General features: G+C 45.8%; 16 protein-coding genes and 1 pseudogene. All 17 read right to left on the minus strand.

Annotation, left to right across the window (positions count from 1 at the left end):
- Positions 1-25: 25 nt before the first annotated feature.
- Entirely contained in the window at positions 26-244 is a 219-nt protein-coding gene (gene atpE, locus AB5026_RS12590) for an ATP synthase F0 subunit C (RefSeq protein WP_021652814.1), read from the minus strand.
- A gap of 63 nt (positions 245-307) precedes the next feature.
- On the minus strand, positions 308-973 hold the full coding sequence (locus AB5026_RS12595) for a F0F1 ATP synthase subunit A (protein ID WP_084449196.1): 666 nt from the start codon (positions 971-973) through the stop codon (positions 308-310).
- Between the two features lie 191 nt (positions 974-1,164).
- The gene (locus AB5026_RS12600; RefSeq protein ID WP_022427146.1) at positions 1,165-2,145 is read right to left on the minus strand and encodes a biotin--[acetyl-CoA-carboxylase] ligase; all 981 of its coding nucleotides are present in this window, start codon (positions 2,143-2,145) and stop codon (positions 1,165-1,167) included.
- A 275-nt stretch (positions 2,146-2,420) separates the two neighbouring features.
- The gene (locus AB5026_RS12605; protein WP_173758406.1) at positions 2,421-3,407 is read right to left on the minus strand and encodes a YafY family protein; all 987 of its coding nucleotides are present in this window, start codon (positions 3,405-3,407) and stop codon (positions 2,421-2,423) included.
- A gap of 18 nt (positions 3,408-3,425) precedes the next feature.
- A complete protein-coding gene (locus AB5026_RS12610) occupies positions 3,426-3,680 on the minus strand; it encodes a hypothetical protein (RefSeq protein ID WP_059086214.1) in 255 nt (84 codons plus the stop codon).
- 256 nt (positions 3,681-3,936) lie between these two features.
- The gene (locus tag AB5026_RS12615; protein WP_237972001.1) at positions 3,937-4,629 is read right to left on the minus strand and encodes an LrgB family protein; all 693 of its coding nucleotides are present in this window, start codon (positions 4,627-4,629) and stop codon (positions 3,937-3,939) included.
- Positions 4,626-4,988, minus strand: a complete 363-nt coding sequence (locus AB5026_RS12620) for a CidA/LrgA family protein (RefSeq protein ID WP_015525571.1) — start codon at positions 4,986-4,988, stop codon at positions 4,626-4,628. The genes AB5026_RS12615 and AB5026_RS12620 overlap by 4 nt, the downstream gene beginning before the upstream one ends.
- A 272-nt stretch (positions 4,989-5,260) precedes the next feature.
- Positions 5,261-5,728, minus strand: coding sequence for a metallophosphoesterase (locus AB5026_RS12625; RefSeq protein ID WP_022427149.1), 468 nt, complete (start codon positions 5,726-5,728; stop codon positions 5,261-5,263).
- 189 nt (positions 5,729-5,917) lie between these two features.
- A pseudogene (locus tag AB5026_RS12630) lies at positions 5,918-7,105 on the minus strand (endonuclease Q family protein); the annotation flags it as partial.
- Between the two features lie 188 nt (positions 7,106-7,293).
- Positions 7,294-8,634 carry an MBL fold metallo-hydrolase gene (locus AB5026_RS12635; RefSeq protein ID WP_243164923.1) on the minus strand — a complete coding sequence of 447 codons (1,341 nt, stop codon included), beginning with the start codon at positions 8,632-8,634 and terminating at the stop codon, positions 7,294-7,296.
- Between the two features lie 84 nt (positions 8,635-8,718).
- A complete protein-coding gene (locus AB5026_RS12640) occupies positions 8,719-9,213 on the minus strand; it encodes a GNAT family N-acetyltransferase (RefSeq protein WP_118368486.1) in 495 nt (164 codons plus the stop codon).
- A 158-nt stretch (positions 9,214-9,371) separates the two neighbouring features.
- Positions 9,372-10,136, minus strand: coding sequence for an ABC transporter ATP-binding protein (locus AB5026_RS12645; RefSeq protein ID WP_118368487.1), 765 nt, complete (start codon positions 10,134-10,136; stop codon positions 9,372-9,374).
- The gene (locus AB5026_RS12650) at positions 10,136-10,939 is read right to left on the minus strand and encodes an ABC transporter ATP-binding protein (protein WP_118368488.1); all 804 of its coding nucleotides are present in this window, start codon (positions 10,937-10,939) and stop codon (positions 10,136-10,138) included. The genes AB5026_RS12645 and AB5026_RS12650 overlap by 1 nt, the downstream gene beginning before the upstream one ends.
- A 1-nt stretch (position 10,940) precedes the next feature.
- Positions 10,941-12,497 carry an ABC transporter substrate-binding protein gene (locus AB5026_RS12655; RefSeq protein WP_288161743.1) on the minus strand — a complete coding sequence of 519 codons (1,557 nt, stop codon included), beginning with the start codon at positions 12,495-12,497 and terminating at the stop codon, positions 10,941-10,943.
- Between the two features lie 46 nt (positions 12,498-12,543).
- Complete coding sequence (nikC, locus tag AB5026_RS12660; protein ID WP_118368489.1) at positions 12,544-13,413, minus strand: nickel transporter permease; 870 nt, start codon at positions 13,411-13,413, stop codon at positions 12,544-12,546.
- The gene (gene nikB / locus AB5026_RS12665; RefSeq protein WP_118368490.1) at positions 13,410-14,354 is read right to left on the minus strand and encodes a nickel ABC transporter permease; all 945 of its coding nucleotides are present in this window, start codon (positions 14,352-14,354) and stop codon (positions 13,410-13,412) included. Before nikB ends, nikC begins: the two co-directional genes overlap by 4 nt.
- Positions 14,355-14,486: 132 nt before the next feature.
- Positions 14,487-15,169 (minus strand): ATP-binding cassette domain-containing protein (locus tag AB5026_RS12670; protein WP_368213419.1); only part of this gene is annotated, 683 nt, incomplete at its 5' end.

Raw genomic sequence — 15,169 nt, forward strand, 5'->3', positions numbered from 1 at the left:
TGAATTAGTATCTCGTCTTTACCTATTAGCCAAGCATGATGATGATCAGAAGACCGATTACGAAACCGTAAATAGCTGTTGCCTCTGCAAGAGCACATCCAAGAAGAAGTGCTTTACTGATCTTGCTCTCTGCCTCTGGCTGTCTTGCGATAGCTTCTACTGCTTTAGATGTTGCAAGACCGATACCAATACCTGCTCCAATACCTGTAAGAACTGCGATAGCTGCACCAATTGCGATTAACATAGTTTTTTCCTCCTGTAAAATACAATTTTTTTCATTTTTAGATCAAGCGGATCTTCCGCTTCACTACTCAATTGCTTCCTTAATGAACAAGGATGTTAAGAATACAAATACATACGCCTGTATGAATCCGTCGAAGAAATCAAAATACAGGCTGAATGGTATGGGAAGAATGGCCGGACAAACAAACTCCAGCAGCTTCATAACTACGAAGCTTCCCAGAACATTACCGAACAACCGCATGCAGAGAGATGTAGGTCTGATCGCTATTTCCAGAATGTTGATCGGAAGCATGATCGGAACCGGCTCCGCAAAGCTTTTCAGGAAACCCTTCAGTCCCCTTTTATGAAAGCCTGCATACTCGATCAGAATAATGCTCATCAGCGCCAGCGCAATGGTAACATTCATGTCCTTCGTTGGTGGTGTAAAACCAAATACGCCTGCGATATTGGCTATTCCGATGTAAATTACGGTTGACATCAAATAAGGCACATACTGTTTGCCTTCTTCTCCAAGGATACCCATGAAGAAATCCTGAAGAAAACTTACCCCGGTCTCCAGAAGCAGCTGCTTCTTACCCGGATTTTCCACACTGAGATTCCGAACTAAGATCAGAGACAGAATCACAAGAACCGCCATGATGACCCATGTGACTACCACGCATTCTGCAATTGGTATTCCACCAAACGCCGGAATGGTAAAGGCTGTCTTACTGTTTAGTTCTTCTGCCAGTGTACTTGATAAATCTCCCGTTTTTCTCCCTCCTTTTCTCTTGGCGCTGATCGTATCTTTTTATAATTGGTATGACCACGCCTTGTAGTTGACTTTATTTTACTCCGCATTTCCAGAATGTCAATATTATTTTTGCCTGTTTTGCACAAAAAAGAATCTGTTTTTTATACAAAATATACAATTCATTTCAATTAACCTTGATCCGACTTCCTGCGTACAGATACTTCTCCATAAGAAAGCAGGGTTTCTGAACCATCCTGTTCTCTCACAAGAAGCCTTCCATCTGGTGCTATGGATTCTGCATAAGCTTCCCTTGTACACTGTCCGTCTGTGATCACGATCATGTTTCCAGGAATGATATTATTTTCTGTATATTCTCTGGAAAGTCCCGGAGTCTCCACTTCCATGAGAAGCTGATTGACGATCTCCGCCACAAGAATACTGCAGTTTATATGCTCTGCGTCATTCCTGTTTTCAAATAATGCTCCAGCTGTTTCCTGTATATCTTCAGGAAACCCATCTTCCGGCATATACAGATTCAAACCAATTCCTACAACTGCAAACTCAATGTTCCCGCTTTCAAAGTCTGTAACAGCCTCTGTCAGTATCCCACATACTTTCTTATTATGAAGATACAGATCATTGACCCATTTGATCCCAAGGTCGATCCCGCAGATTTTCTTCACTGCACGGCACACTGCAGTTGCCGCAGCTGTAGTAATCAGGAGTCCTTCCTTCAGAGTTCGGTCAGGTCTTAGAACGATACTCATATAAAGTCCTGCATTTTCAGGAGAATAAAAACTTCGGCCTCTTCGGCCTCTTCCGCTTTTCTGTCTGCGCGCCAGTATCAGTGCACCATGACCTGCTTCTCCTGAAAATGCAGCCTCCTTGGCTGCCCGGTTTGTAGAATCCAGTTCTCTGTATATTTTTACAGGGACATCCGGATGATCGAGGTAAAGCCGTATTCCTTCTTCCGATAAACGGCTGCCTCCTCGAAGCACATAGCCTTTGTTTGGTCCAGCTTCTATGGTATATCCCTCTTCACGAAGGGATTTCACAGCTTTCCAGATGGCTGCCCGTGTGCAGTTTAGTTCTGCTGCTGCCGCCTCTCCGGATATCAGTTCATTCTCGTGCTGCTCCAGAAGCTTCAGCATTCTTGCTTTTACAGTCATATCTTCACCGTCCGTAATCTGCCTGAAATGGCAAAATTTATTCCCTCCTAAGAGTCGAAAGCATTATAGCACTTAAACATCGCGATGTCTATTATCTTTTTTACATATGCTATCTATATTATTTTTATATTTCAGATGCAGCTATTATATGATTTTTCTCATTTTTGACTGTTTTCATTTATTTTTTATATATTATTTCTGTTGAAAACCTGCAGACTCAGGAGTGAATTTTCCTGAATCTTTATTATATACAGATTTTCTTTATCATATATTTATCATTTGTAATTAGAAAGACTTTTCTCAAGAAATTCCCGGTACTTATCGCGAACCTCATCCGGTGACGCGATCACCGCATCCGGGCCAAGACTGGCTATCCAGCCAAAGAACTGGTCACTGATATTTACACGAACCAGTGTTTTGAAATGTTCAGGATCCTTCCTGTGTATCATAATATCTCTGCCAAACCGATCCAGCACCACCCCGACCAAGCGGTTATGTGCTTCCAGACATATGGTTACTTCTCTGCCGCCAAATATCCCGAAGGTCCTGGATGTCAGCTCCCCTATATCATAATTCTCAAAAAATTCTCTGCCGCGTCGCACCTCCTTCTCTATACGGATCTGCTGGAGCTTATCTACCTGATACTGCTTAACCCTTCCACACTTCTCGTCGTAAGTGATCAGATAATACTCCTCATTCTGCCATACAAGTCCCCAGGGACTGACCGAATATCGTTCTCCCTCATTCTCCGGACGCAGTTTCTTCTCCACAGTCCATTCACAATATTGAAAAGAAATCTGCCTGTCCTCAGTTAATGCACGCTGGATCATATCAATACTGTAATACACATTCTCGTTTATAGTCCGGATACGGTTCTCTGCAAATCCCTGTCGCCGCAGCTGTCTGGACTCATAAACACTGGCAAGGCTCTCCAGCTTCCTGATCAGCTGTCGGGATTTCCCATTAGTGATACATCTGGAGGACTGTACTGCATCCACCAGAAGTCTCAGCTCCGGAAGCTCAAATTCCCGACTGGCAAGATAAAAACCGGCCGGGTGCTCCCGCCGGTTCAGGATATCCATTCCAAAATTCCGCAGGGTTTCAATATCATCATAGACAGTCTTACGCTCTGCACTGATCCCCAGACTATTCAGATAGGCGATCAGCTCCTTCACAGACATCGGATGCTCTTCGTCCGTCTGCTCCAGAAAAATGCGCATCAGATATAAAATTTTAATCTTCTGGTTAAAGACCCTTGGCATCCTTTCTCCTCCGTTCTGCTACTTGTCTGTCAGTGATGCTACCACTGCAAAATATAATACCATGAATGACAATACAACAGCAACGATATCTGCTCCGCGGAAATCAAAATTAAACAGCATCGCCCCGCCAAGCATGATCTCCATTGTAAGAAGTGCGCCCAGTACCATTGCCATTCCTGAGGAAAGCTTCTGTCTGCCGCAATGTCCGTTCTCAGCTTCCACATATCTTCCTTCTGCCAATACTGCCTTCCTGCTGCTCTCTGTATTCCACATAAGATCCATCCTCCCTGTCCTATGTTCGTCTCACGATTTATCGAACATATTTTCCAAACATATTTTCTGTATGTTTGCATTATAGCTCATTTTTAGTCCAATAAAACGGTACAAATATGGTTTTTCCGAACATTTGTTTATTTTATACAAAAATATGTTCGTCTTTAAGATCCACAAAAAAAGCCTGCCGTAAACGACAGACTTGTAAAATGTGACACTTTGAAAGGGCATTTGAAATCCCCAATGATATCTCCTTTTACATCATTCCCGCAAACACAGACGCTCCTACAACCGTAAGCAATCCGGCTACGGCAATGGCAAGGCTGCTCATGGCTCCTTCTACCGGGCCAAGCTCCATGGCTTTGGCTGTTCCGATAGCATGGGCAGATGTTCCAAGTCCAAGACCTCTTGCAATCGGCTCCTCGATCTTTGCGATCTTGTAGACAACCTCTGCGAGCATATTTCCCAGAACTCCTGTGATGATGATCACGGCAACGGTGATGGTCACGATACCGCCAAGCTCCTCGGAAACACCCATTCCGATGGCAGTTGTGATAGACTTCGGAAGCATAGTGACATATTCCTGATGATCAAAGCCAAACAATTTCGCCATAAGCAGAATGCTGCAAAGCCCGGCCAGCGTTCCGGAAAAGATCCCGACAGCCACTGCCTTGAGATTTTTTTTCAGCAGATGGATCTGCTCATAAAGGGGCACTGCCAGACAGACTGTTGCCGGGGTCAGCAGATAGCTGATATATTTTCCACCTTCATTGTAATCATCATAATCAATATGGAAGATCAAAAGAACACCGATAACACAGATGATCGAGATCAAAAGCGGATTAAAGATCGCCATTTTAAACTTCTTTTTCAGGATCAGACCGATCTCATAGGCGATCAGACTTATCATTGCTCCGAAAAATGCGGAGTTTTTTATGAATTCCATCATTTTTCAGTTCCTCTCTTTCCCATACGGATCACTCCCTGTGTTACTTTTCCTGTTACGACCATTACGATCACCGTGCTGATAAACGTCATGATGAGAACCGGTACACAGATCGGTTTCAGAGTACTCCAGGCTGTGATCAGTCCCGCACCAGCCGGCACAAACATCACCGGCATGATCTCAACCAGAAAATCTGCCGCACCTTTGACCTGATCCAGCTTCAGAATACCTGTGAGCAAAGCCACCAGCATAATGATCAATCCATAGACACTGGCCGGTACCGGAAGTGGAAGAAAGGTTTTCAGTAATTCTCCAATGACGGAAATCAACAGGATGATGCTGAACTGTTGCACATGCTTCATGTTGCATCCCTCCTGATTCATGTAAAGCGCATATTCACATTTTGCTTTACTGCATACTCATGAACGCAGCTGCGTTCAAAGTCTGCGCTCAAACGAATTTTTCAAAAGTGGTAAGACCACTTTTGTTTTAAACGTTTTTTTATTATACGCTACAAATCCAAAATTACAAGGATTGTATCCAATAAAATACAAAAAATCCTTTTATGCATCAGCGTATTCCAGTAATCTACAGAAACAGCTCTGCATAAAAGGATCTATAAACAGGGTTATGATCATTTCCTGGAATTTTCCGCCAAAATGATTTTTTCCACCTGATATTTGCCATCCTCCACAGTCATCACCGCCATGGTAACCTCTCCGCCAAAGCGGCTTCTTCCACAGCTTCCCGGATTCAGCCACAGTCTGCCATCGATCATCTTCTCAAAATATTTGTGAGTATGCCCGAAGATGACCACCTGTGTGTCCCCCAGCTCCCACGCAACGTCTTTTTTGTTATGAACCATAAAAAATTTTACGCCGCCAATGGTAAAGCTTAGACTGGTGCGGAGATTTTCCGCCCAGTCTTTATCATTATTTCCACGGACCACATAGAGATTCCCCATGGAACGCAGTACATCCAGGATCTCATCTTTATTGACATCTCCGGCATGAAGAATGTATTTGCAGTCTTTTAAGATTTCCAGTACCTCCGGCCGCAAAAGACCGTGAGTGTCTGATATAATGCCGATTTTTTCTTTCATGATCTCTATCCTGCTCCAATCCTTTATCATTATCGCCTTTTACCTTTTGCAGCTCACGCTATGACCGGCAATACTCTTCACAATACATAAATATTTAACAGCTGCTTCTTTTCACACCATTTCAGAAATTTTCTTAATTGGATCAAGCCGATATTCGCAATCCTGCAGAGGACTTACCTGATTCGCTTAAAACAATTCTATTTTTCCATATTCCCCGTCAGATCCCGGTTTCCGCACCACTTCTCCTGCACGGAGCCGCCGGATGCCTTCCGCCAGAACTTCTCCGCCGGCTTTTCGGATATCTTCCGGCGGAACCTCTCTTAATATGGTAAATTCCGCACCCAGTCTTTCAAGCAGCGCCTCGTACTGTCCCTGAACTTTTTTGCTTGCCGTGGAAAATCCCACACATGCGGAGATCACCTCCGGCAGCGGCATCAGGCTTTCATAAGGACGGCCGCTTTCCGGCATGGCCGCTGAACTCTCATCACGGTCAGATAACTGCAGGATCCGGTGATCCACACCCATAGTCAGCTTCTTTCCGCAGACCGGGCAGATACCGTTATACATCTCTGCTTCTTTCGGGCTCAGGCACACACCGCATTTCCGGTGCCCGTCAAAATGATACTTTCCTTCTTCCGGAAAAAATTCAATCGTCCCTTCAAGACCTTTTCCGTTCTGCACTGCATCCCACAATCCCTGATAGGAAAGCTCTATATCCAGAAGATCCGCTTCCCTTCCCAGCTTCGACGGTGAATGTGCATCCGAATGGGACACCAGCTGATAGCCATCCAGCGCCGAGATCTGCCAGTTCATCGCCGGATCTGAAGAAAGTCCTGTCTCCAGGGCATGGATGTAAGGTGTCAGTTCTTCAAAGCATTCTTCTATGGTGTCAAATCCGGACTTCGCTCCAAACAGGGAAAAATGTGGGGTCCAGATATGCGCGGGAATATAGATACCCTCCTCACTGACCTCCAGCATCAGTTCCAGAAGATCATGGCAGGGCAGCCCCAAAATAGGACGTCCGTCTGAATGGATATTTCCGATCTTTTCCAGCCTTGCGGCAAAAGCATCTGCCTCATTGAATCCCGGAAGCAGGATCAAGCTGTGCACCTTCCTGGTTTTTCCGCCTTTTTTATAGATGGAACTGATCTCACCGGACAATACAAATCTGGGTGCTTTTTCAGGATAGCGTGACGCCTCCGGCAAAACATATTCATCTTTCAGCCGGAACAGTCCCTGTTCTGCAGGGATCAGCTTCGCCTTCAACTCCTGCCGCCAGATGGGATGTGTCATATCTCCGGTTCCAAGGAGTGTAATCCCTTTTTTCCGCGCCCAGAGATCCAGCATCTCCGGCGTGCCATCTTTGCTGGTTGCCATGGAATATCTGGAATGTATGTGCAGGTCTGCGATCTGTTTCAAAACTTTTCCTCCTGTATCTCTTTTCCTCTGTCCACATGTACATCCTGTCTTTTTAACAAAAACGCAGACAAAGAAATTACCGTCTTCTTTGTCTGCATGAATGACCGGATCGTATATAACTCAACAGAAATCCATCTGTAACATGATCAGATATCTTTATAATACGATGGTGATATCACATCATACTCCCTGCAGGAGCATCCGTTCTCATAGCTGTCACAGCAGTCACAGTTGGAACAATACATATGCGCGTCATTAATATAAAATAAACCGCCATACTGCATGGAAGTGCGCTGATTCTTGGATTTCTTCTTGCTGTTGTCGTAGTAGGCTCCGTTGGGGATCATCATATTCTCCGGGGAGAAGCTGCTGAAATCAAAGAAATGGGATTCCGTACCATGATGTGGTACCTTGATACACCAGTAATGCTCATGAAGCGGAATCCTCCCATCATAGTTTTCTGCGATCATCCTCATGTACTGTGGCTGTACATCTCCGGTAAACAGAAGATTCAGCTCTCCGTCGCCAGTATTCTGAAATGCCAGACTGATCTTGTGGCGGAACTGACGCAGAAAATGCCCCTGTTTTTCCGCACTTTCCAGAAGTGCCTGAAATTCTTCGGTTGCCTGTAATTCACGGAATTTCTTTTCCAGCTTTTCCGGTTTAAGGCGACGTGCTCTCTCTTTTTCGGCTTCTTCCGGAACCTCTGCTGTATCCTCAGCTGCTGCGCCTGTATCTTCCATTATAAGCTCCAGCTTCTCCTGCGTATATCCTTCGTTTTCCCCACCAGGCTCTGTCTGTCCTGTCAAAGAGCGCTCGGATTCCTCTGTATCCTCTTCCACCAAAGATGCCTCAGACAGTGGAGCAGATTTCTGCTCTGCTTCCGGCATCTCCTCTGTCATGGACAGGAACAGCTGACGTACCTCCTCCGCAATGTTCACAAGCTCGGTCATTGCATTTTCATGATTCTCGATCAGGGAATTAAATACGCCCTCCGTTTCCCGGCTGACTTCCCTGAGATCCGGCCAGAGCGCTGTATATTTTCCCTCAAACTCTGAGCCTCTGGATAAAAGGTCGATCTTTACCCTTCTGGCGCAAAGAGCTTCTGCAAGGGCAAAAAGGCTGACACGTCTTCCGGGAAGGCTGGCCTTTTTTGTCACATCCGCAAGGAGCAGAAGCGCCAGTGTGTATTTCATTTCCGGACTGGAAAATACATCCGGAAGATAGATCTTTTCAAATTCGTAGGCATCTCTTCGGTAACGCATCATATAAAGCAATCCGGAAACATGGTCCGGATGAAAATGTGTCAGAAGCAGATTTTTTTTGCGGATAGTGGTAAGATCTGAGATGATCACATCAAAAACCTCTCTCCGTGGCCGCCCTTCGATCTTGCTGTTGGCTGCCCCGAAATCCACAAGCAGGCTGCTTTTTCTGTCACGGATACAGAAACAGTCTCCGAACCCCACATTGTACATTCGTATTCTCATTTATTTTTCCTCTGGTTTCTTATTCAGCTGACCTTCGTTTTTGCAGCTGACTCTTCTTTTTTCTTCTGTTACTGTCTTCATTTCTCAGAACCAGATCTGCATATCATACCAGGTTGCTCCGCCATGACAGGAATCTGCCACACCCAGCTTCTTCAGTCCGTGGCTCTCATAGAATGGGATCATATGCTCCTTGCAGGTAAGGATCAGAGCTTTTTTTCCGCGCTCTTTCGCAAGCTCCTTGAAATATTCCACAAGCTCTCCGGCGATCCCCTGATGACGGTATTCCGGGATCACATTCAGTCCGAATACCGTCTGGATGTCCCCGTCCTTTCTGTGAAGCGTGATATCATGATAAAATTCATCCGGGAGTACTGGTTTATCTGTGGTTCCTCCGTTGATAAAGCCTACGATCTGCTCATCCTTTACTGCTACAACGAAATTCTCCGGGAATGCTCCCATACGCTTCACAACTTCCTCATGACTTGCTGCCTCCGCAGGTGGAAAACAGATTGCCTCGATCTCTGCCAGACGATCCGCCTCACCGGGATCTGCCAGTCTGATCTGTAAATTTTCTGCCATTTTTCGTGGTCTCCTCTATATTTATTCCGTTTTCATCCGGTTTCGATTCTTTTTTAATTATATCGGGTGAGGGAAAATGCGTCAACGTGTAACCTGCAAAAAAGCCCTCAGTCTTCACACTACTGAGGGCTTCGTTCTTTTGTTTTTATCTGTCATTATCACAGCACTGACCGGATCAGCTGCTCCGTATACTCTGTCTTCGGATGCTCAATGATCTCTTCCGGTGTCCCTTCCTCTTCCACATGTCCGTCATGCATCACGATCACCCGGTCGCAGAACAGCTGGACAAGGGCCAGGTCATGGCAGATAAAAAGAAAGGACAGCTGGTTTTCTTTTTTTAACTTCTGAAGCAGCTCCATGATCTGTTTCTGCACAGTCACATCCAGGGCGCTGGTTGCTTCATCACAGATCAGCACTCTGGGTTCCACAGCCAAAGCTCTGGCAATAGCCGCTCTCTGGCACTCTCCTCCGCTGACCTGATGGGGATACCGATCTGCATATTCCGGAGTCAGTCCGCAGGTAAGCAGAAGCTTTTCCACACGGTTCCTGGTTTCCTTCTTACTTATCCCCATATTCCGGAGACTTTCCCCGATTCCGTCCCCAAGAGTGCATCTGGGGTCAAAGGATTCTGCCGGTGTCTGAAAAATCATCTGCATTTCCCGGTAGATTTCCCGGAGATTTTTTCCCCTTGCATGTGTGATATCCTTTTCCATGAGAAAAATCTCTCCGGCGGTGGGTTCTGTCAGATGTGTGATCATCTTCGCCACAGTGCTTTTTCCTGAGCCGGATTCCCCTACGATTCCTAATACTTCCCCCGTTTTCAGAGAAAAGCTTATGTCTTCTACAGCCGTGAAGGATTTTTTACCGGTGGTGAAGCTTTTTTTCAAATGATGTACTTCCAGAATGTTTTTATTTTCTGTCATCATCTGCCTCCATTTCCGGTACCTGTACGTTTCAGACGAGGTACCGAACTCATAAGCTCTTTTGTATAGGGATCCTCCGGATCTGTCAGAACCTGAGCTGTTTTTCCGTATTCCCTCACCTTTCCGTTTTTCAGTACCAGAACCTTATCTGCCATTTTTTCCACCACACCGATGTTGTGTGTGACAACGATCATGGCTGTTCCGTATTCCTTACGCATCAGCAGCATTTCCTCAACTACCTGTTTCTGTATGATTACATCCAGGGCACTGGTAGGCTCATCTGCCAGAAGAAGCGACGGATTCTGCAGCATGGAAATACAGATTCCCACACGCTGATTCATGCCGCCGGACAATTCAAAGGGATAGCTTTGCAAAACACGTTCCCCATCCTTGAGGCCAATCTTAGCCATCATCCGGACGGCACGCTCCGCACATTCCTTACGGCTGATCCTTTCATGCTCCCGCATACTCTCATAGATCTGATCGCCTACGGTGCGGATGGGACAAAGGGCTGCTCCTGAATCCTGAAAGACCATGGCGATCTCAGGACCCAGAAGTCTGCGTAATTCTTTTTCCGGCATATCCACCACATTTTTTCCTTTGTACCAGATATCCCCTTCTGTCACCATGCCTTCATTTCCCAGAAGTCCCATGATTGCCTTGATAATGGTACTTTTTCCGCTTCCGGATTCACCTACCACACCCAAGATCTCCCCTTTATTTAGTTCCAGATCCACATCATGTACAACCGGCTCTCCGTTGTAGCAGATCGTCACATGCTCAAGCTTCAACAATGATTCCATCTTATTTCACTTCCAGATCTGCCGTGATCTCGTAATAATCACATGGGTGAGCAGTCAGCCCTGATACATTTGACTTTGACACAAGTCCCATATTCAAATGAGAAACAAAGAAATACGCATCATCATCCAGAATGGTCTGCTGTGCTTCCACAGCAAGCTTGCCTCTCTCATCTGTATCAAAGGTCTCATGCAGCTTCGCTACGATATCATCAAGATCCGAATTGCTGTATTTGCCATAATTTTTGGCAGCATCAGATACAACTGTACTTGTGAAGAAATATTCCGGATCGCCGGTAGGTGCAGTTGTAAGCGAGCTTACATATACATCAAATTCTCCATTCTTTGCATACGTCGCATGGTCTGCTGTATTGTTGACATCGACCTCAATTCCGATGTCCTTTAAAGTGGACTGTGCATATTCTGCAAGCTTAGGCTGTTCCAGACGGGTTGGATAGATCAGCCATGTGATGGACAGCTTCTTTCCGTCCTTATCTGCATAGCCATCTCCATCCGTATCTGTCCATCCGGATTCTTCCAGAAGCTTTTTCGCCTCTTCCGGATCATAGGACGGTGCCTTTACTGCATCGTTTCCATAGGAAAAGCTGCTTGGGAAGGCTCCCACTGCCGGAACACCTCGTCCTTCCATGATCACACTGCAGAAGCCGTCCTTATCGATTCCCATCTCAATGGCTTTTCTCACATTCTGATCCTGCATCAGTTCAGACTTCATATTAAACTGTCCGAAGAAACATCGGCTTGTTGCTACAGAGCTGATCTGATAGTCCGGATTTCCGTCAAAAAGCGCATAGTTGTCATACTGAAGTCCATAGGTTCCCTGTATATCGCCTGTCTGTAATGCTGCAGTCAGGGCACTTCCGTCTGAGAAGGATTTTACGATAACATTGTCTACCTTTACATCTCCGCCCCAGTAATCCTCATTTTTTACCAGCTTGATCTCTGTTGGGGATACCTCTGTTGCAACATAAGGGCCTGTTCCTGCCACATTTGCAGAGCCGCCCTCTCCCTGTACGCCATAATCCATATCAATGATAGCACCATATGGATCACCGAGATAATTGATCAGTGCCGGACATGGTTCGGAAGTATGGATCGTTACTGTCATTCCATCTGCTTCGATCTTATCGATCTTCATATCGTAAGGTGCACGGTCATGGTTTGCGATCAGATCCTCCAGGCATTCCTTTACCGCTTCTCCGTCCATGGTTCTTCCGCTGGAAAATTTCACACCATCACGAAGGGTGATCTTTACTGTATTATCGTCTGTAAATTCATAGTCTGTAGCAAGCCATGGCTCTACCTCCATGTTGTCATTGTACTTAAACAGTGTTTCTCCTACGCCATAACGAAGACAGCTCCATCCGGAATAATTGTCGTGAGGGTTTAATCCTGCATCTCCCATTTCTTCACTATATCCGGTAGTTCCGTAAACAAAGGTAGTTCCTTCACTCTTTTCTTTGCTTTTTGCTGCTGCCGAAACGCCTGTCATGCTCATGACCATTGCCGCTGCAAGCACTGCTGCCAGAATCTTTTTCTTCATAATCTCCGCTCTCACTTTCTCTGTTATGTTTATTTATAAGTGCCTGTTATCCTCTTCTCCTGTTTCGTTCCTTCGGATCCATATAATCCCGGATCGTATCTCCCAGAAGATTAAAGATCATTACTGTAATAAAAATCGCCATTCCCGGCGCAAGTACCATCCATGGTGAAATCTGCAGCATACTTCTTCCATCGTTGATCATACTTCCCCATTCTGCCATTGGAGGCTTTACCCCAAGCCCGAGAAAGGAAAGTCCTGCCAGCTCCATCATCATGGTTCCGATATCAAGAACTGACGTAACAAGGATGGGGCCTGCGATATTGAGAAGGATATGTTTGAGCAGAAGCTTTCCTGTACTGCTTCCGGAAAGCTTCGCCGCCATAAGATATGCAGAGTCCTTCTGAGTCAGAGTAAGCCCTCTGGCAAGTCTCGCAAACTTCGGCCAGCTGATCACTGCCAGGGCAATGATCGCATTCTGGATACCGCCTCCCAGAACACCTGCTACTGCCAGAGCAAATACCAGTCCCGGAAAAGCCAGGAACAGATCGGAGATACGCATCAGAACAGTATCGGCTTTGCCGCCCTTCCAGCCACAGAAAATACCAATAGCCGTTCCCGCCACCGTGATCACCGCAACCAGGAGCAGCGTTGCATAAATACTGGTCGTACTTCCTATAATCACACGGGAAAGCATATCTCTTCCATAACGGTCTGTCCCGAGCAGATGCTCCGGTCCCGGCGGTTTCTGGGCAAGTGCCAGATCCTGGGCATAAGGATCATAAGGGCAGAGATATTTTGCAAATGCCGCTACAAACAGAAGCAATGCTGTAAGCACAAGAAAAAAGACAAGCTTTGCTTTTGTATGATTTTTCCGGATTTTCTGCTTCCGGACTGTAATATTATTTTTTCCACTCATGCTCTGTCACCTCCAAGTCGTACTCTCGGATCCAGATAGTGGTAAATAATATCTGTCACCAGATTTACCAGAACATAAATAACCGCCATCCAGGCCACATAAGCCTGGATGATCGGATAGTCACGCATGGTGATCGCATCTACCGCCAGTTTTCCGACACCATCCCACATAAAGATATTTTCCACAATGGCAGTTCCTCCCAGAAGATTGCCGATGGACAGAGCCAGCAGTGTGATGATCGTCAGCATGGAAGCCTTCATTACACTCTTCCAGATGATCACACGACTGCGGATCCCTCTTGCCCGGGCTCCGGTCACATAATCCTTATTCAGTTCTTCCAGAACCGTGGCACGCACCTGTCTGGTATATTTTGCAGCCATGGAGATCGCCAGTGTCAGTGTCGGCAGAATAATACTCTGTCCGAGATCTGTATTTGTGACTACCGGTAAAACGCCCAGCCTGATGGACAGAAAATACATCAGGACCATGGCAGCAAAAAAATTCGGCATGGAATTGCCGATAAAGCTTAAAAATCTTATCAGATAATCTACCCATTTGTTGTGCTTTACTGCTGACAGGATTCCCAACGGGATCGCAAGAACAATTGTAAGAAGGATCGATGACAGAGTCAGCATCATCGTTGCCGGAAGCTTTGAAATAAAGGTTTCATAGACATCTCTGTGAGACACATAGCTCTCTCCCATATCTCCGGTTACCATTCCCGCAAACCAGGCAGCATATTGTACAAGGAATGGTTTATCAAGGCCATATTCTGCCTTCGCCTTATCAATGACCTCCTGGGATACTGCAGAGCCTGCATTTTCATACATATAAGTTACTGCATCTCCGCCGGCAAGCCGCATCATGGCATAAGAAAGAAATGTGATCCCGATCAGGACCGGGATCAGCTGCAGCAACCGTTTTATTATATATTTTCCCATATTTTCCTCTCCGCACTTTGTTTCTCAGTATTTCGAATAACAAAAGTTTAACAACACGGCTGTTCTGCCACAACCCCGGCGGGGGGATTTTTCATATTCCATTTTGTCATGCATATGTATTCCATTATGCTCTTATATTCTCACACAGTGACATGCGGATAATTCTTTCCAGCCCTCTCCAAGAGACTGTGGCTCTTCATACTCGATCAGCCTTCGTTTTCTCTCTTCCAGCGGATCCGGGATATGGATCGCAGAAAGCAGGGACTGTGTATAAGGATGCTGCGGATTTTCAAAAAGCTCTTTTGTAGGTGCCATTTCTACCAGCTTTCCGTTTTTCATCACACCGGTTGTATCACTTAAAAAACGTACCATGGACAGATCATGGGCAATAAAAAGAAACGAAAATCTTTTTTCCTGCTGAAGCTTTTTAAAAAGCATGACGATCTGTGCCTGGATAGAAATGTCCAACGATGCGATTGGTTCATCTGCAATGATAAGACGTGGTTCCATGAGAAGGCTTCTTCCTATGGCAACTCTCTGTCTCTGTCCGCCGGAAAGCTCTCCCGGCTTTTTCGAAAGAATGCTTTCATCCAGTCCTGTCTCCTTCAGGATTTCCCGAAGCCTGTTCTCCAACATTTCTCTGTCACGGATCCTGCGGCTGATCTTTACAGGCTCCAGCATGATCTGCCGTATGCTCATTCGGGGATTCAGTGCAGCGCCCGAATCCTGAAAAATCATCTGGATCTCAGTCTGCATTTTCTTCCGCATTCCGAAAGGATCCTTTTTATCCGGCACTCTTTCTCCCTGATAAAAGA

The sequence above is a fragment of the Blautia sp. RTP21359st1_E11_RTP21359_211015 genome (genome assembly GCF_040910705.1).
Taxonomy (GTDB): domain Bacteria; phylum Bacillota; class Clostridia; order Lachnospirales; family Lachnospiraceae; genus Blautia_A; species Blautia_A fusiformis.

What these genes read in the sequence shown, in the direction of transcription:
- AB5026_RS12625 (WP_022427149.1), bottom strand. Translation starts at nt 5,728, where the DNA reads ATGAAAGAAAAAATCGGCATTATATCAGACACTCACGGTCTTTTGCGG.
- nikC (WP_118368489.1), bottom strand. Translation starts at nt 13,413, where the DNA reads ATGAGTGGAAAAAATAATATTACAGTCCGGAAGCAGAAAATCCGGAAA.
- AB5026_RS12605 (WP_173758406.1), bottom strand. Translation starts at nt 3,407, where the DNA reads ATGCCAAGGGTCTTTAACCAGAAGATTAAAATTTTATATCTGATGCGC.
- AB5026_RS12645 (WP_118368487.1), bottom strand. Translation starts at nt 10,136, where the DNA reads ATGACAGAAAATAAAAACATTCTGGAAGTACATCATTTGAAAAAAAGC.
- AB5026_RS12620 (WP_015525571.1), bottom strand. Translation starts at nt 4,988, where the DNA reads ATGAAGCATGTGCAACAGTTCAGCATCATCCTGTTGATTTCCGTCATT.
- AB5026_RS12655 (WP_288161743.1), bottom strand. Translation starts at nt 12,497, where the DNA reads ATGAAGAAAAAGATTCTGGCAGCAGTGCTTGCAGCGGCAATGGTCATG.
- AB5026_RS12640 (WP_118368486.1), bottom strand. Translation starts at nt 9,213, where the DNA reads ATGGCAGAAAATTTACAGATCAGACTGGCAGATCCCGGTGAGGCGGAT.
- atpE (WP_021652814.1), bottom strand. Translation starts at nt 244, where the DNA reads ATGTTAATCGCAATTGGTGCAGCTATCGCAGTTCTTACAGGTATTGGA.
- nikB (WP_118368490.1), bottom strand. Translation starts at nt 14,354, where the DNA reads ATGGGAAAATATATAATAAAACGGTTGCTGCAGCTGATCCCGGTCCTG.
- AB5026_RS12650 (WP_118368488.1), bottom strand. Translation starts at nt 10,939, where the DNA reads ATGGAATCATTGTTGAAGCTTGAGCATGTGACGATCTGCTACAACGGA.
- AB5026_RS12635 (WP_243164923.1), bottom strand. Translation starts at nt 8,634, where the DNA reads ATGAGAATACGAATGTACAATGTGGGGTTCGGAGACTGTTTCTGTATC.
- AB5026_RS12610 (WP_059086214.1), bottom strand. Translation starts at nt 3,680, where the DNA reads ATGTGGAATACAGAGAGCAGCAGGAAGGCAGTATTGGCAGAAGGAAGA.
- AB5026_RS12600 (WP_022427146.1), bottom strand. Translation starts at nt 2,145, where the DNA reads ATGACTGTAAAAGCAAGAATGCTGAAGCTTCTGGAGCAGCACGAGAAT.
- AB5026_RS12615 (WP_237972001.1), bottom strand. Translation starts at nt 4,629, where the DNA reads ATGATGGAATTCATAAAAAACTCCGCATTTTTCGGAGCAATGATAAGT.